At 68.6% G+C, this 16,306-nt stretch carries 17 protein-coding genes; 2 read left to right on the top strand and 15 right to left on the bottom strand.

The genetic code is table 11. The features are described 5' to 3' along the window. Positions 1-82 precede the first annotated feature (82 nt). Entirely contained in the window at positions 83-1,660 is a 1,578-nt protein-coding gene (locus tag F6B43_RS02515) for a Rieske 2Fe-2S domain-containing protein (protein WP_150447334.1), read from the bottom strand. Between the two features lie 96 nt (positions 1,661-1,756). Here F6B43_RS02515 and F6B43_RS02510 point away from each other — a divergent pair, with 96 nt between their 5' ends. Further along, positions 1,757-2,698: a linear amide C-N hydrolase gene (locus F6B43_RS02510; RefSeq protein ID WP_170285538.1), complete on the top strand. Its 942-nt coding sequence runs from the start codon at positions 1,757-1,759 to the stop codon at positions 2,696-2,698. 24 nt (positions 2,699-2,722) lie between these two features. On the opposite strand, the gene nusB is transcribed toward F6B43_RS02510, so the two are convergent. From nusB to F6B43_RS02440, 14 genes are all read right to left on the bottom strand, one after another. After that, positions 2,723-3,133 carry a transcription antitermination factor NusB gene (gene nusB, locus F6B43_RS02505; RefSeq protein WP_150447332.1) on the bottom strand — a complete coding sequence of 137 codons (411 nt, stop codon included), beginning with the start codon at positions 3,131-3,133 and terminating at the stop codon, positions 2,723-2,725. Continuing rightward, a complete protein-coding gene (gene efp / locus F6B43_RS02500) occupies positions 3,134-3,694 on the bottom strand; it encodes an elongation factor P (RefSeq protein WP_150447331.1) in 561 nt (186 codons plus the stop codon). Positions 3,695-3,788: 94 nt separating this feature from the next. Continuing rightward, positions 3,789-4,247 (bottom strand): type II 3-dehydroquinate dehydratase, encoded by a 459-nt coding sequence (gene aroQ / locus F6B43_RS02495; RefSeq protein WP_150447330.1) that lies wholly within the window; start codon positions 4,245-4,247, stop codon positions 3,789-3,791. After that, a complete protein-coding gene (gene aroB, locus F6B43_RS02490; protein WP_150447329.1) occupies positions 4,244-5,326 on the bottom strand; it encodes a 3-dehydroquinate synthase in 1,083 nt (360 codons plus the stop codon). The genes aroQ and aroB overlap by 4 nt, the downstream gene beginning before the upstream one ends. Next, positions 5,323-5,883: a shikimate kinase gene (locus tag F6B43_RS02485; protein WP_150447328.1), complete on the bottom strand. Its 561-nt coding sequence runs from the start codon at positions 5,881-5,883 to the stop codon at positions 5,323-5,325. Before F6B43_RS02485 ends, aroB begins: the two co-directional genes overlap by 4 nt. Further along, complete coding sequence (gene aroC, locus F6B43_RS02480; protein WP_150447327.1) at positions 5,870-7,096, bottom strand: chorismate synthase; 1,227 nt, start codon at positions 7,094-7,096, stop codon at positions 5,870-5,872. Before aroC ends, F6B43_RS02485 begins: the two co-directional genes overlap by 14 nt. 47 nt (positions 7,097-7,143) lie before the next feature. Then, the gene (locus F6B43_RS02475) at positions 7,144-8,019 is read right to left on the bottom strand and encodes a shikimate dehydrogenase family protein (RefSeq protein ID WP_343030070.1); all 876 of its coding nucleotides are present in this window, start codon (positions 8,017-8,019) and stop codon (positions 7,144-7,146) included. Further along, complete coding sequence (gene mltG / locus F6B43_RS02470; protein ID WP_150447326.1) at positions 7,977-9,485, bottom strand: endolytic transglycosylase MltG; 1,509 nt, start codon at positions 9,483-9,485, stop codon at positions 7,977-7,979. Before mltG ends, F6B43_RS02475 begins: the two co-directional genes overlap by 43 nt. 2 nt (positions 9,486-9,487) lie before the next feature. Continuing rightward, positions 9,488-9,961 carry a Holliday junction resolvase RuvX gene (ruvX, locus tag F6B43_RS02465; RefSeq protein ID WP_150447325.1) on the bottom strand — a complete coding sequence of 158 codons (474 nt, stop codon included), beginning with the start codon at positions 9,959-9,961 and terminating at the stop codon, positions 9,488-9,490. Continuing rightward, positions 9,958-12,624: an alanine--tRNA ligase gene (gene alaS, locus F6B43_RS02460; RefSeq protein ID WP_150447324.1), complete on the bottom strand. Its 2,667-nt coding sequence runs from the start codon at positions 12,622-12,624 to the stop codon at positions 9,958-9,960. The genes ruvX and alaS overlap by 4 nt, the downstream gene beginning before the upstream one ends. Positions 12,625-12,684: 60 nt before the next feature. Further along, on the bottom strand, positions 12,685-13,056 hold the full coding sequence (locus F6B43_RS19820; RefSeq protein WP_246159757.1) for an ATPase: 372 nt from the start codon (positions 13,054-13,056) through the stop codon (positions 12,685-12,687). 166 nt (positions 13,057-13,222) lie between these two features. Then, a complete protein-coding gene (gene rpsD / locus F6B43_RS02450; RefSeq protein WP_150447323.1) occupies positions 13,223-13,852 on the bottom strand; it encodes a 30S ribosomal protein S4 in 630 nt (209 codons plus the stop codon). 150 nt (positions 13,853-14,002) lie between these two features. Further along, positions 14,003-14,473 carry an NUDIX domain-containing protein gene (locus F6B43_RS02445; RefSeq protein ID WP_211367993.1) on the bottom strand — a complete coding sequence of 157 codons (471 nt, stop codon included), beginning with the start codon at positions 14,471-14,473 and terminating at the stop codon, positions 14,003-14,005. 25 nt (positions 14,474-14,498) lie between these two features. Further along, positions 14,499-15,821, bottom strand: a complete 1,323-nt coding sequence (locus F6B43_RS02440; RefSeq protein ID WP_150448375.1) for a replication-associated recombination protein A — start codon at positions 15,819-15,821, stop codon at positions 14,499-14,501. 178 nt (positions 15,822-15,999) lie between these two features. On the opposite strand from F6B43_RS02440, the gene F6B43_RS02435 reads away from it, so the two are divergent. After that, positions 16,000-16,290, top strand: a complete 291-nt coding sequence (locus F6B43_RS02435) for a dioxygenase (RefSeq protein WP_150447322.1) — start codon at positions 16,000-16,002, stop codon at positions 16,288-16,290. The last annotated feature ends 16 nt before the right edge of the window (positions 16,291-16,306 follow it).

Below are 16,306 nucleotides of genomic sequence, written 5' to 3'. Positions count from 1 at the left end.
ATCGCGCCGAGACAGGGCCGCAGAACGCTCGGTCTCGACGAGATCCCCTGTCTCGCCGCAGCCGAGACGGGGGCCAGGGGGGTCAGAGAGGGGCGGGGGCTGTGGATTCGGCGTAGTGAGGGTCTTCCACGCGGCTCGCGCGGATCGGGTGTCCCTGGCTCGTGAGGCATTTGCCGCTCGCCAAGTCCCACTTCCAGTCGTGCAGGGAGCACGTCAGGACGCCGTCCTCGATCTTGCCCGTCTTCGTCAGGTCGGCGCGCAGGTGGGGGCAGCGGCGCTGCACGGTCCAGTCGCCGAGCTGAGCATCCTCGGTCTGGTCCGTCTGCTCCGCGTACCAGTTCTCGACGTACTCGATGCGGTCGCGCGACAGGCACTTGAGGAACGTGGTGAGGAACTCGTTGAACTTGCCGCTGCGCCCCACCTGGAACTGCATCGACAGGAAGATCGAGTTCGACCAGTCGATCTCATGGTCGCGGATGTTCGTCGAGACGAGATCGGCGGGGATCGTGTACCAGTAGATGCACTCCTCCCCCGCGAACTCGCGCACCTTCGCCTTGGGGAAGTCGACGACCATGTCGAGGTCGCCGATGCGGAAGCGCACGTTGCCTCCCACACCGTTTCGGATCGTCCGCCCTCGGCGCAGCAGCGGCTCCCACCAGTCCTTGATCGCCGCGAGCATCTCGTCGGGGGGCAGGACGTCGGCACGGGATGCCTCTTCCGCGGCGACCTCGTCCTGACGCGAGTCCCGCTGCTCGGCGAGGTAGTCCCACTTCTGGTCGAAGAACCGGTCGATCTCGGCCTCGGTGTAGAGGGTCTGCGTGACCTCGAGCTCGCCGTGGTTCAGCTCCACGACAGTGCCGGGCACGAACTCGTAGCCCTTCTGCTCGGGCCGCAGCTCTTTCATGTGCGTGAGGAACTGACGCTGATCAGTGAAGATCGAATCCTCGTCCTGACCGATGCCGTTGTAGCGGAAGAGGTCGTCGCGCAAGAACATCGGCGGGCCCGCCATGGGGAAGACGTGTTCGGCGTCGACCTTCTCGATGTAATACATCGCGCGCTTGTTCTGCGCTTCGCGCTTGAGTTTGGCGAAGTTGCGCTTCGCATCCTGCGGCAGGTCGTACACCATGGGCCACCAGATCGCTCCGGAGACCTGGGTGAAGTACGCGTCCGGCTTGCTGAAACCGAGCAGCTTGTCGAGATCGAGCGGATGCGAGTCGTTCTGGTTCAGGATGCTGGCAGTGCCGTCGTCGACGCTCAACGACGAGTCCCCGATCGGCCCGTCGCTCGGTGCACGGAGCGGTGTCACCATGAGCGTGAGATCGCCGAAGTGCAGGGGCACGCCCGCCTGGGTGAAGACGATGTTGTCGTAGCCGAGCCGGCGAAGGTCCTGTTCGAGATCGTCGGTGGGATAGTCCGGGAGCAGCACCGTGATGTCTTTCGGCACGTAGCGCTCCATGAGCGCGGGGTCGAAGTGATCGCGGTGGCGATGCGAGACGTAGAGGAAGTCCGCTTTGCCGAATCTCTCCCAGTCGAGCCCCCGATTATCGGGGAACGGGAACCATGATCCGAAGAACGTCGGCCCGATGACGGGGTCGCAGAGGATGCTGCCGCCCGCCGTCTCGATGAACATCCCGGCATGGCCGAGCCCCGTGATCCGCATGCGTGCTCCTTCCTCCGAGAGTCTACGGGAGGGGCCTGGCGGCGCCTCGAGGCGGGCCGTGCAAAAGGCTCTCCGCGCCTGGGATACGCTCCGGATATGTGCTCGCGCATCCTCTGGAACGACAATCCCATCGCCAAGACCGTCAGCCGCTGCATGGACTGGTCGGTCGACGATGAGCCCGAGCTGTGGTTCGTGCCTCGCGGCACCGACCGCGTGGGCGGGACGGATGCGGAGAGCCTCCGCTGGACGTCGGCGCACGCCACGCTGGTGACGAGCATGTGGGGCCTGGGGACGGTCGACGGCATGAACGAGCGCGGCCTCGCCGCACACGCGCTGTACCTCGATCCCGAGGACGTCTCGTTTCCCGCGCCGGACGGTCGCCCATCCGTCTCGAACGCCATGTGGGTGCAGTACCTGCTCGACACGTTCGAGACCGTCGCCGAAGCGGTCGACGCGATCGACCGCGTGCGGATCACGTCGCCGGACTTCCGCGGCCAGCAGCTGGGCATCCATATCGCCCTCGAGGACGCGACGGGCGATTCGGCGATCATCGAACCGCTCGACGGCAGGCTCGTCGTGCATCACGGGCGGGAGTTCACCGTCATGACGAACTCCCCCACCCTGGACCGTCAGCTCGAGAACCTGTCGAGGTACCGCCCGTTCGGAGGCGAGCTGCCTCCGCCGGGCGACATCACCTCGGCCGACAGGTTCGTGCGGTCGGCGTACTTCCTGCACTACCTGCCCGAACCTCGGAACGAGGTCGAGGCCGTCGCAGGTGTCTTCCAGCTCATCGCCAACGTCTCGGTGCCCTATGGCGCCCCGTATTCCGACGGCGGCGTGTATCCGACGTGGTGGCGCGCCGGTGCCGACCTGACGAACCGGGTCTACTACTTCGGGTCCACGCGCAGTCCGAACATCTTCTGGATCGTGCTGGACGATCTCGCCGAGGTTACCGAGGTGCGCCGGATCGACCCGCGCGAGCCGTCACTCGTCGGTGACCAGACCGCGAACCTGGCGCCCGCGAGCCTCTCCTACTGAAGAGCGCGGCTCAGCGAGAGGGGTTCAGGAGGACCGGGCGACTCGTCCCAGGACGCCGTGGATGAACGACCCCGAGTCGTCGGTCGAGAACTCCTTGGCCAGCTCGACGGCTTCGTCGATCGCCACTCCGGCCGGCACCTCGTCGTTGTAGAGCAGCTCCCACACCCCGATGCGAAGCACGGCGCGGTCGACGGCCGGCATGCGGGCGAGCGTCCAGTCCTTCGCGAACGTGGTGATCTGCTCGTCGATCGCCTCACGATTGTCGATCACGCCGTCGACGATCTCGCGCGCGTACAGCCATGACGCCTCACGGGCCGGTTCACTGGAGGCGCGCTGTGCCTCGGCGGCGAGGGTGGTGGCGATGTCGTCGCCGCGGACGTCGGCTTGGAAAAGGATGTCGAGCGCGCGCTTGCGGGCCTTCGAACGAGCGCTCACCTAGTTGACGCGACCGAGGTAGTCACCGGTGCGGGTGTCGACCTTGACCCGGGTGCCGGTCTCGAGGAAGAGCGGAACCTGGATCTCGTACCCGGTCTCGACGGTCGCCGGTTTGGTGCCCGCCGATGAGCGGTCGCCCTGCAGGCCCGGCTCGGTGTAGGTGATCTCGAGGACGACGGATGCCGGGAGCTCGACGTAGAGCGGATTTCCGTTGTTGAGGGCGATCTGCACCTGCTGGTTCTCGAGCAGGAAGTTCGCCGCTTCGCCCACTGTCGCGGCAGGGACCGTGAGCTGGTCGTAATCTGCGACATCCATGAAGACGTAGCCCTCGCCGTCGTTGTACAGATAGGTGAAGTCGCGCCGGTCGACGTTCTCGATCTCGATCTTCGCGCCGGCGTTGTACGTGCGGTCCACGGTCTTGCCCGAGACGACGTTCTTGAGCTTGGTGCGCACGAACGCCCCGCCCTTGCCCGGCTTGACGTGCTGGAACTCGATGACGTTCCAGAGCTGTCCGTCGATGCTGAGCACGACGCCGTTCTTGATGTCTGCGGTGGAGGCCATGGGTGGGAAGTCCGATCGTGTGAGGAAAGTCGGCGGGCACGATGAAGCGGCCCGACGTTCGATTCTACGGGATGCCCGCTGTCGTCGCGGGAAGTCAGCCCTCGGCCTGCCCGGTGAGGATTGCGATCAGCCGATCCGTCGCGGTCGCATAACCTGCAACGCCCTCACCGATCACGTGCACGACGGCGACGTCGGCGACGTACGAGAAGTGCCGGAACGACTCCCTGGCACGCACGTCCGAGATGTGGATCTCGGCAACGGGGAGCGCCACGCCCGACAGCGCGTCGCGCAGGGCGACCGACGTGTGCGTCAGACCGCCCGGGTTGATCACGATGCCCGCGCAATCCTCGCGAGCGGCGTGGATCGCGTCGATCAGGACGCCTTCGTGATTGCTCTGGACGGCGCGAACCTCGAAGCCGTGGGCGGATGCGGCATCCGCGGTGATGCGCTCGACATCGGCGAGGGTCTGCGTGCCGTACACCTCCGGCTCGCGGGTGCCCAGGAGATTCAGGTTCGGGCCGTTGACGAGCAGCAGGCGGCGGGGCGCGCTCATGCTCCGACCTCCTGGTATGCCGCGAACAGGAGCGACTCGTCGGGTGCCTGAAGGACGGTGGGGCGCGCGAGGTCGTCCAGAACGATGAATCGCAGCATCCCTCCCCTGCTCTTCTTATCGCGCTGCATCGTGGCCAGCAGCTGCGGCCATGCGCCGGCGCGGTAAGAGGTGGGCAGGCCCAGGAGTTCCAGGATGCTGCGGTGCCGTTGCGCCACCTCGTCGGGCAGCCGCCCGGCGAGTCTCGACAGCTCGGCGGCGAAGAGCATGCCGACGGAGATCGCGGCGCCGTGGCGCCACCGGTAGCGTTCGGCGTGTTCGATCGCATGGCCGAGGGTGTGACCGTAGTTGAGGACTTCGCGCAGCCCCGCTTCGCGCAGATCCTCGCCCACGACGCGGGCCTTCATCTCGATCGCGAGCTCGATGCACCGGCGGAAGGCGTCTGTCGCCGGATCCGTTGCAGCTGCGGGGTCGGCTTCGATCAGGTCGAGGATCTCGGGGTACCAGATGAACCCGGCCTTGACCACCTCGGCGAAGCCGGCGACCCGTTCGTTGGGCGACAGGGTGTCGAGAGTATCGAGGTCGCAGATCACGGCCCGGGGCGGCCAGAACGCACCGACCAGGTTCTTGCCCTCCGCGGTGTTGATCCCGGTCTTGCCGCCGACGGCCGCGTCCACCATGCCGAGCACGGTGGTGGGCACCTGCACGAGCTGCACGCCGCGCAGCCACGTGGCCGCGACGAAACCCGCCAGATCCGTCACCGCTCCCCCACCGAAGCCGACGACGGCGTCGGTGCGGGTGAAGTCGGCCTGGCCCATGACCTGCCAGCAGAAGGCGGCGACCTCGACGCGCTTTCCCTGCTCAGCATCGGGGATCTCGGCCAGCAGCACCTCGCGCGCGCCGTCACCCATGAGAAGCCCGCGCAACTCGGATGCCTGTGCGGCGAGCGTCGGCGGATGCACGACCAGCACCTTCCGCACGCTCGATGCGAGCGCGTCGCCGACAAGGGGAAGGATCCCGCGGCCGACGGTGATGTCGTACGGCGCATCCCCTGCCACAGAGATGATCGTGTTCTGGCTCATTCGCTGCCTTCTGAGACGGTGCCGGGCGCTGCGTGCGGGACGGTGTCCTGGGCACGGGCCCACTCGGCGATCGCGGCGGCGATCGCCGAGATATGCCCGGTCGAGGAATCGAAGGTCACATCGGCGACCTCCTCGTAGAGGGGATGGCGCTCCGCGTAGATGCGCCGCCACTGGGCGATCGGGTCGCCGTCGTTCAGGAGCGGGCGGTTCTGGCCGCCGATGCGCGCGCGCACGATGTCGGGCGACACCGTGAGGAGCACGACGTGATGCGCGGCCAGATCTGCACGGGTCGCCGCATCCAGCACAGCTCCGCCACCGAGCGCCACGACTCCGCCGGTCGCGAGTGCGGCGACGACCGCCTCGCGCTCGACCGCGCGGAAGAATGCCTCGCCGTGCGACTCGAAAAGCGCGGGGATGGGGCCGTGCGCGCGGACGACCACGGTGTCGGTGTCGGTGAACTCCCGATCGAGTTCCCGCGCGACCTTCTTCGCAATGCTGCTCTTACCCGCTCCCATCGGCCCGACGAAGACGAGCGCGGCCCTGTCAGGCGAGGTCATCGGACAGCAGCGCGGCCTCGGAGGCCGACGTGGTGCGCAGCGTCTCGGGAATCGACGCGAGATAGGACGTGAGGTTGCGCCGCGTCTCGCCGATGCTGTCGCCACCGAACTTCTCGAGCACCGACTCGGCGAGAACGATCGCGACCATCGCCTCGGCCACGACTCCGGCCGCAGGCACGGCACACACGTCCGAACGCTGATGGTGCGCCGTGGCGGTGTCTCCGGTCGCGACGTCGACCGTCCGGAGCGAATGGGGCACGGTGGCGATCGGCTTCATCCCGGCCCGCACACGCAGCACCGTTCCGGTCGACATGCCGCCCTCGGTGCCGCCCGCGCGGTCGCTGCCGCGGGTGATCCCGTCGCCCGTGGCGAACAGCTCGTCATGGGCGGCCGAACCGCGGCGCCGAGTGGTCTCGAAGCCGTCGCCGACCTCGACGCCCTTGATGGCCTGGATGCTCATGATGGCCTGAGCGAGCTTGCCGTCCAGGCGGCGGTCCCAGTGGACGTGCGACCCGAGCCCGGGCGGCAGGCCGTACGCGAGCACCTCGACGATGCCGCCGAGGGTGTCGCCGTCGCGGCGGGCGGCGTCGACCTCGGCGACCATGCGGGCGGAGGTCTCGGGGTCGAAGCACCGCAACGGATCGGCATCCAGGGTGTCGACGTCGTCGGGAGTGGGGAGCTCGGCGTCATCGGGGACGCGCACGGGACCGATCGAGAGCGTGTGGCTCACGAGGCGGATGCCGAGCTCGGCGAGGAACGAGCGCGCCAGGGTGCCGAGTGCGACGCGGGCGGCCGTCTCGCGAGCGCTCGCGCGCTCGAGGATCGGGCGTGACTCGTCGAACGCGTACTTCTGCATGCCCACCAGGTCGGCGTGGCCGGGCCGCGGGCGGGTGAGAGCGGCGCCGCGCCCGCGGGACTTCTCGGTCAGCTCGACCGGCTCGGGACTCATCACCTCGACCCACTTGGGCCACTCTGTGTTGCCGATGCGCAGAGCGATCGGGCTACCCATCGACAGGCCGTGGCGGACGCCGCCGGAGATCGCGAGTTCATCCTCCTCGAACTTCATGCGCGACCCGCGCCCATAGCCGAGCTTGCGGCGGGCGAGGTCGGCTCGGATGTCGTCGAGCGAGATGGGGACGCCGGAGGGCAGGCCCTCCATGATGGCGACGAGTTCGGGACCGTGCGATTCGCCGGCCGTGAGCACGCGGAGCATTCGTCTAGTCTCCCATGCGCGGAGTGGAGGCCACTCGCGCGGCGGCTTCAGTCGGCGACGAGCGTGGCGCGCATCGCCTCGAGCACGAGCGGTTCGTTCGGAAGCGGCCGGTCCGCGTCGCCGGACACGAAGATCCGCACCTGGAGCACGGCCTGGTGCAGCAGCATCCCGAGCCCGGAGTGGGCGGGCAACCCGCGCGCCGCCCACGCCCGGGCGAGCGGCGTGGGCCATGTGCCGTAGACGGCGTCGAACAGGCCCCCGCCGGATTCGGCGAGAAGATCGACGGACCCGTCGGGGATCACCGCGTCCCCGGGAATCGTGGCGAGCGTGAGCGTCACCGGCTCGAGCCGCGAATCGGGGAACGGGATGGCGTGCACATCGACTCCGATGCGTCCCCCGAGCGCGACCAGCCCGACCGTTGCCTCAGGCCGGCGCGCCACGACCTCGACGCGGCGGGCGCCGAGCTCGGCCAGTGCCACGAGCGCCGAGGTCGCCGTCGCGCCCGCGCCGATGATCCGCGCCCGTTCGACAGCACCGGTGCCGTGGTCCTGGAGCATGCGGATGAGGCCGCCGACGTCGGTGTTGAATCCGTGCGGCCCGTCGGGGGTGAGCAGCAGTGTGTTGACCGCGCCGGTGAGATGTGCGCGCCGATCGCGGTCGACGGATACGGCGAACGCCGCCGACTTGAGAGGAAAGGTCACCGAGAGCCCGCGCCAGCTGTCGTCGAGCGAGCCCAGCACGGCATCGAAGTCGGGTACGGTGACCTGCCGTCGCCCGTAGTCCCAGTCCAGCCCCAGAACCGCGTACGCGGCGGTATGCAGCTGTGGCGATCGACTGTGCGCGATCGGGTCGCCCCACACCGCAAGGCGCGTCGGGCCGGTCAGCACCCCGAGTCCGGGTGATCGGTGCACCAGGTCTGCCACTGCGCGACCGCCTTCTCGTGATCGGCCACGTTGGTCGTGAACACCGTTTCACCGGTATCGAGGTTCACCGTCACGAAGTACAGCCACGGGCCGTCGGCGGGGTGCATCGCCGCGTCGATCGCGGTGTCGCCCGGATTCGCGATCGGTCCGACCGGCAGACCGGGGTGCACGTACGTATTCCACGCGTTGTCGTCGGTCAGAGCGGCCTCGGACGAGCTCACCGTGCCGTCGTGCATCTCGCCGTAGCCGTACTGGGCGGTGGAGTCCATCTGCAGCAGCCCGAAGGTCTCCTGGTTCGAGGGGTCGAGGCGGTTCTCGATCACCCGCGACACTTTGTAGAAGTCCTGGGTGAATCGGGCCTCGCGCTGGATGATCGAGGCGATCGTCAGGATCCGCTGCCGGTCCTCGACCGGCACACTCGCCGCGTCGAGCGACTGCACGGTGCGGTCGACGAGGGTCTGGATGATCTGCGTGGCGGTGGCGTCCGGGGCGAACGAGTACGTCGCCGGGAAGAGCCACCCCTCCAGGCTGTCGGCGCTCACTCCATAGCTCGCGGGCGTCGCGACGGCGGCCTGGAAGTCGGCGAGCGGGATGCCGGTGCCCTCGGCGAGGATCGGGAGCGACTGCTGAACGGTGAGTCCCTCACGCAGCTGGGCCGACCTCTCTACCTTGTTCGCGGGGTCGAGGAGGGCCGCCAGCGCAGCTTCCGAGGTCATCTGCTTCTGCAGTTTGAAGACCCCGGGAACGAAAGGCGGGTTCTGCGCGGTGGCGATCAGGTAGTCGTAGAACGCCGTAGGCGTCTTGGTCACTCCCGCGTCGAACAGGCTCTGCGAGATCGGGCTGCCGGTGTCGCCTTCGGCGATCGTGACGAGCGCCTCTCCGTTGGCTTCGCCCGCCGCGTAGTCCTTCGGCTCGGTCCAGCCCATCACCTCGCGGATCTTGCCTTCGTAGGTGTTCCAGACCCACAGCCCTCCTCCGGCGATGCCGCCGAGGATGACCAGCACGACGCCGAGTGCGATCCAGCCCCCGATGCGGCGCTTCCGCTTGTTGCGCGGCGGCGGTGGCGAGCCCACATCGTGCGTGGTGCGTGTGCCGGTGAAGAGGTCTTCGAGGTCGGCGGTGGGCACCGGCGCCGTCGCGACCGCCGTGCGCGAGGGCATGCGCGGGGCGACGGGGGCCCCGGCCGCCGCGGGACCCGGGTCTTCTGCCGCGGGGCTCGCTGCGGGTACGCTGCGCGCGACGGGCGCAGCCGGCGCGGGGGGTTCCTGCGCGGCTTCGCGGGCTGCCCGTCGCGACAGCGGCGGGCTCGCGGGGGCGGGCGCCGCATCCCCGGACCGCTGTGCAGCGGTGGTGCTCTTCGCTACCTCGGCGCTGTCGCCGCGGCCGCTCTCGCGCTGCCGCGGATCGGGCAGCTTGCCGAAGAGATCCGCAAACGGATCGTCGAACGGCGACGAAGATTCGGGCATGTTCAGGCGGGCTCCTGGGCCGGGGGAACGGACGTTCCGGGCGGTCGGCCGCTGTTCTTCTCGACATCGATGGCCTGCTGGAGCAGGACGACGGCGGCGACCTGATCAACAATGCTACGAGATTTTCGCTGTGTCCTGCCGGAATCGCGCAGAGCCGCGTGCGCCGAGACGGTGCTGAGGCGCTCATCGACGAGGCGCACGGGCACATCGGATGCTCTCGCCAGCGCCGCGGCGAACTCCCGCGAATCGGTGGTCGAAGCGGTGTCCGACCCGCTGAGGCTGAGCGGGAGACCCACCAGGATCTCCATCGCCGAGTGCTCGTCCGACAGTGCCAGGACGCGTGCGATCGAGTCGTCGTTGCGCGCTACGGTCTCCACGGGCACGGCCAGCATCCCGTCCGGATCGCACCGCGCAACGCCCACACGGGCGCGGCCGACGTCGACTCCGAGACGGACACCGCGGCGGAAGCCGCTCAAGAGGCCGAGCGCTCCAGTGTGCTCCGCACGGCGGCGAGTCCGGCGGGAAGGACGGAAACGTCCGGTCCGCCGCCCTGCGCGACGTCGTCGCGGCCTCCTCCTCCGCCACCGAGCGCAGCCGCGGCCGCCTTTGCGAGCACCCCCGCCTTCGCGCCGGCCGTGCGGGCGGCCTCGTTCGTCGCGACGATCACCACGGGGCGGCCGCCCACGTCGGCACCGAGTGCCACGACGGCGGGCGCCGAGCCGAGGCGTTCGCGTACCTGCAGAGCGAGCGTGCGCACGTCGTCGCCCGAGCCGGCGACGCCGATCGAGGCGGTGACGAGCCGGTGGGGTCCGACCGCGACGGCGGTCTCGGCGAGCGCGGGCGCACGATCGGCGAGTGCGCGTGCCTCGAACGCGGCGATCTTCTTCTCTGCCGCCCGCAGGCTCGCTGCGAGGTCGGCGATACGTGCCGGCAACTGGTCGCGCGGGATCTTCAGCGATGACGTGAGCTGCGAGACGATGGCCCGCTCGGCGGCGAGCTCGCGGAATGCGTCCTGGCCGACCAGGGCTTCCACGCGTCGGTTGGATGCTCCGACCGACGATTCACCGACGAGGTTGATGATTCCGATCTCGGCGCTCGAACTCACATGCGTGCCTCCGCACAGTTCGCGCGACCACGGGCCGCCGATATCGACCATGCGCACTTCGCTGCCGTACTTCTCGCCGAAGAGCGCCATCGCGCCCAGCGACGTCGCCTCATCCAGAGACATCACCCGGGTCGTCACCTCGAGATTGTCGCGGACGGCGTTGTTGGCGATCTCTTCGATCTCGGTCCGCGTCTCGGGCGAGAGCGCCGATCCCCAGTTGAAGTCGAACCGCATGTAGCCGGCGCGGTTGAGCGAACCGGTCTGCGTCGCGCTCCGTCCGAGGGTGTCGCGGATCGCGGCGTGCACCAGGTGGGTCGCGGAGTGCGCCTGGCGTGCGGAGCGCCGATTCGCGGCATCCACGATCGTGCTCGCGGCGAGCCCGACCGCGACCTCACCGCTCGTGACGGCGACGGTGTGGCTGATCAGGCCTACGACGGGCTTCTGCACGTCGAGCACTTCGAGTTCGTAGCCGGGGCCGACGATGATGCCCTTGTCGGCGACCTGGCCGCCCGACTCCGCGTACAGGGCCGTTTCGGCGACGATGATCTCGGCGATCTGACCGGCCGATGCCCGGTCGACCGACACGCCGTCGACGATGATCCCGAGCACCGTCGACTCGGCCTCGAGCTCGGTGTATCCGGTGAACACGGTCTCACCGAGGCTGCGGAACTCGCGATAGATGCTCGTGTCGGCGAGCTGGCGCTTGCGCGCCCGCGCGTCGGCTTTCGCCCGGGTGCGCTGCTCCTGCATGAGCTGGTCGAAGGCCGCACGATCGACGGTGAGACCTGCCTCCTCTGCCGCTTCGAGGGTGAGGTCGATCGGGAAGCCGTACGTGTCGTGCAGCAGGAATGCCTGCTCACCGCCGATCGACTCTCCGCCGGATTGCCTGGTCTCGGCGACCGCGGTCTCGAGGATCACGGACCCTGCGGCCAGCGTGCGCAGGAATGTGCGCTCCTCGGCGAACGCGTACTGCGAGATGCGCTCCCAGTCGTCCGCCACGACCGGGTATGCCTCGGCCATCGCGTCGCGCGATGCGGCGAACAGCGTGGGGAAGGTCGGGCCGTCCACCCCCAGGAGCCGCATCGACCGGATCGTGCGCCGCATGATGCGGCGCAGGATGTAACCCCGCCCCTCGTTCGACGGCGTGACGCCGTCGGCGAGCAGCATGAGCGATGAGCGCACGTGGTCGGCGATGATCCGCATCCGCACGTCGTCTTCGTGGTTCGCGCCGTACGTCTTGCCGCTCAATTCCGCGGCGAGGTCGAGCACGGGGCGCACCTGGTCGGTCTCGTACATGTTCTGCACGCCCTGCTTGATGAACGCGATGCGCTCCAGGCCCATGCCGGTATCGATGTTCTTGTTCGGCAGTTCGCCGACGATGTCGAAGTCGTACTTCGACGTGACGTTGGAGATCTCGTACTGCATGAAGACGAGATTCCAGATCTCGACGTATCGATCGTCGTCGGTCGCCGGGCCGCCGTCGACGCCGTAGGCAGGACCCTGGTCGAAGAAGATCTCGGAGCAGGGACCGGCCGGACCGGGCAGGCCGGTGCTCCAGTAGTTCGTGTCCTTGTCGAGACGCTGGATGCGCTCCTCCGGAAGCTTCGCGATCTCGCTCCACAGCGCCGCAGCCTCGTCGTCGTCCTTGTAGACCGTGACCCACAGATCTTTCGGGTCGAAGCCGAGTCCGCCCTCGCTCTCTGCCGTGGTGAGCAGCTCCCAGGCATAGCGGATCGCATCGGCCTTGAAATAGTCGCCGAACGACCAGTTGCCGAGCATCTGGAAGAACGTGCCGTGCCGGGGGGTCTTGCCGACCTCTTCGATGTCGTTCGTGCGGATGCACTTCTGCACATCCGCCGCGCGCGGGTAGGGCGGCGGCACGTCGCCGCTGAGGTACGGGATGAACGGCACCATGCCGGCGACGGTGAACAGCAGAGCGGGGTCGTCGGTGACCAGCGAAGCGGACGGGACGATCGTATGGCCGCGCTTCTCGAAGAAGTCGAGGAAACGGCTGGCGATCTCTGCGGTCTTCATGGATCCTCCGGGCAGGCGAGCAGAGCGCACTCCATCGCGGTGCGCTCGGGAAAGGTGACGTCAGTCGGCGAGCTTCTTGGCGGCGTCCGAGACGGCGTCCGCCGTGTCTGACACCGACGAGGCCGCCGACTCGGCTGCACCGGCCGCGGCGCTCTTGGCGGCGCCGACCACATCGGCCGCGGCGTCTTTGGCGGAGTCGACCGCGCCCTTGGCCGCATCGAGCGCGTCGGACCCGGCATCCTTCACACCATCGACGAATCCGCCGATGCGCGATTCCTGCTCGCGGTAGGCGTCGCTCATCCGATCGGTGAACTCCGCGATGCGCGCGTCGACCTCGGAGAGCAGCTCGTGGCCGCGCGGGTCCTTGTTGACCAGATGTGCGGCGACGAATCCGCCTGCGATGCCGAGCAGGAACCAGAACAGGTTCTTCACTGTGTGACACTCCCTCGATTGCGCCGCGAATGCGGCATCCCCTCATCGTAGGCGACGCTCCGGGTGCGTGGAGGGGCTTGCGAGCGGCGCGGAAACGACGAAGGGCGCCGGGATGACCCGGCGCCCTTCGGCTTCGCTCGTCGAGCGAGCGAAGCGAGACGAAACGCTAGCGCGCGGCGTAGTACTCCACCACGAGCTGCACGTCGCAGGTCACGGGAACCTCGGCGCGCTTCGGGCGGCGCGTCAGGCGCGCCTGCAGCTTGTCGAGCTCGACCTCGAGGTAGCCCGGGACGTTGGGCAGAACCTCGGCGTGACCGCCGGCCGCGGCGACCTGGAAGGGCTCGGTGCCCTCGCTCTTGGCCTTGACGTGGATCAGCTGTCCCGGCTTGACGCGGAACGACGGGCGGTCAACGGTCTGGCCGTCGACCAGGATGTGGCGGTGAACGACGAGCTGGCGAGCCTGCGCGGTCGTGCGGGCGAAGCCCGAACGCAGCACGAGGGCGTCCAGGCGCATCTCGAGCAGCTCGACCAGGTTCTCACCGGTCAGGCCGTCCTTGCGACGCGCCTCGTTGAACGTGTTGCGCATCTGCTTCTCGCGGATGCCGTACTGCTCGCGCAGACGCTGCTTCTCGCGGAGACGGACGGCGTAGTCGCTGTCCTGCTTGCGCTTGGTGCGGCCGTGCTCACCCGGCGCATAGGGGCGCTTCTCGAGGTAGCGGGCGGCCTTGGGGGTCAGTGCGATGCCGAGGGCGCGCGAGAGGCGCACCTTGCGGCGGTCCTGGGACTTCGTTGCCACGAAGGTTCCTTCCGATGACGTGGCCGCGTCTTTCACGGCTCACGGACGTATCGCCCGACTCCGCCTTTCCGGTTCGCACGCCGGGGCGCAACGGAAAGTAGGTGAAGGAGAAGGGGGATGCCCGAAAACTCTGTTTCGAGCCGGTCAAGTCTACCAGAGCGGACCCGGGTGACCCGCCGAGTCGTCGAGCTGCTCGATGAGCTCCAGCATCCCGACCGGATAGAACGGCGGGTCCTCTGCGCGCAGTGCGTTCAGATCGACCCATTTCACGGTCGTCTTCGCATCCAGGACAGACAATTCCGCGTCCCACGGCAGAGCATCGAACGCGGGGCTCCGCACGGAGAAGACGTGCACGACCTCGTGCCCGCGGGCCCATCCGGCTTCGAAGATGTTCTCGGTGACGGCGAGCTGCCGCACCTCCGCAAGCTCGACGTCGAGCTCTTCCTCGAACTCGCGGCGCACCGCATCGGAGGCGGATTCGCCGAACTCGATGCCCCCGCCGATCGCACGGGCGAACACGCCGTGGCGCTCAGTCGCCGGGTAGATCTCGACGAGCGCGCGCCCCTCGCGCACGACGAGCCCCACCGCGATATTGCGGATCCGATCGGAAGGTGGAGTCACCCCTCCATCGTGCCAGTCCTGCGCCTCATTCCCCTTCGAGGATGCGGCGGATCTTCTCCAGGCGCGCCTGGACCTCGCGCTCCTGGCCGTGGGCGGTGGGCTGATAGTAGCGACGCCCGCGCAATTCGTCGGGGAGGTACTGCTGGGCGACCACGCCGATCTCGGAGTCATGCGGGTACACGTAGCCCTTGCCGTGCCCCAGCCGCTTCGCACCCGGGTAATGCGCGTCGCGGAGCGGTTTCGGCACCCGACCGAACCCGCCGTTGCGCACATCGACGATCGCTGCGTCGATCGCAAGGTACGCCGCGTTGGATTTCGCGGTGGTCGCGAGGTATGCGGTCGCCTCCGCCAGCGGGATCCGCCCTTCGGGCATGCCGATGAAGGCGACCGCATCGGCGGCGGCGACGGCGATCACGAGAGCCTGCGGGTCTGCCAGCCCGATGTCCTCCGCCGCCGAGATCACCAGCCGGCGTGCGATGAACCGCGGGTCTTCGCCCGCCTCGACCATCCGCGCCAGGTAGTGGATCGCCGCATCCACATCGGAGCCTCTGATCGACTTGATGAAGGCGCTGATGACGTCGTAGTGCTCGTCGCCCTGGCGGTCGTATCGCAGCAGCGCACGATCGACGGCCTGCGCGATGTGCTCTCCGGTGATAGCCGCGGGCGCATCGCGCGAATCCGAAGCGTCCGCATCCGAACCGTCGGCGAGAACGCCTTCGTCGGGAGCGGCGGAAATGGATGCCGCGGCCTCCAGCGCCGTCAATGCACGGCGGGCGTCGCCCGACGCGAGCCGGATCAGCGCGGCCCGTGCCTCGGGTTCGAGCGTGACGGATCCGGCCAGCCCTCGAGGATCTGCGACCGCACGATCCACGAGCAGGCCGAGGTCGTCGTCGCTCAGCGGTTGCAGCGTCAGAAGCAGGGAGCGTGACAGGAGCGGTGAGATCACCGAGAACGAGGGGTTCTCGGTCGTCGCCGCGATGAGGATGACCCAGCCGTTCTCCACCCCGGGCAGCAGCGCGTCCTGCTGCGCCTTCGTGAAGCGGTGGATCTCGTCGAGGAAGAGGATCGTCGACTGCCCGTAGAGGTCTCGCTGAGTGAGCGCCTCCTGCATGACCTCGCGCACGTCGCGCACGCCGGCCGTCACCGCGGACAGCTCGACGAACCGGCGCCCGGACGAACGCGCGATGGCCTGGGCGAGCGTGGTCTTGCCCGTGCCCGGCGGCCCCCAGAGGATCACCGAGACGGCGGACGAAGCCGCCGGATCGGCATTGGCAAGAGCTACGAGCGGCGACCCGGGCCGAAGGAGATGCGACTGACCGGCGACTTCGTCGAGCGAGACGGGTCGCATCCGCACCGCGAGGGGGGTCTGCCCCTGGAACAGCGCGGCGGGAACGGTCACCGCTCCAGGCTAGCCGCGCGTTCCGACCCTCGGCGTGCATCGCGCATGGCCCGCCCCTCTAGGATCGGGGGGCCGGGAAGTTCCGGAGACGACGGATGCCGGCAGCGACCGGCGGCGAGGGAGGACCGTGGCGACGGGAGCGAGAAGCCGCGACAACCGCGATGAGCGTGAGCGTGCCAGGATCTATCAGGCCCGGCTGGCGCTGCACGAGGATCAGATCCGTCGCCGCTATCGCGACAACGTTCTGGCAGGCATCGTCGGAGGAGTCATCGTCCTGGCGATCATCGGCGCACAGACTGCCTATTTCGTGATGGGCCCGGGTGCACCCGCCCCGGTGCCCGGCTCGACACCCTCCTCGAGCGTGAGCCCCGAACCGACCACCTCGACGGCTCCCACCTCCCCCGCACCCACTCCGTGAGACAGGTGATCGCGCG

The sequence above is a fragment of the Microbacterium rhizomatis genome (assembly GCF_008710745.1).
Classification (GTDB): Bacteria; Actinomycetota; Actinomycetes; order Actinomycetales; family Microbacteriaceae; genus Microbacterium; species Microbacterium rhizomatis.
This window is presented reverse-complemented; position numbering and strand designations above follow the sequence as displayed.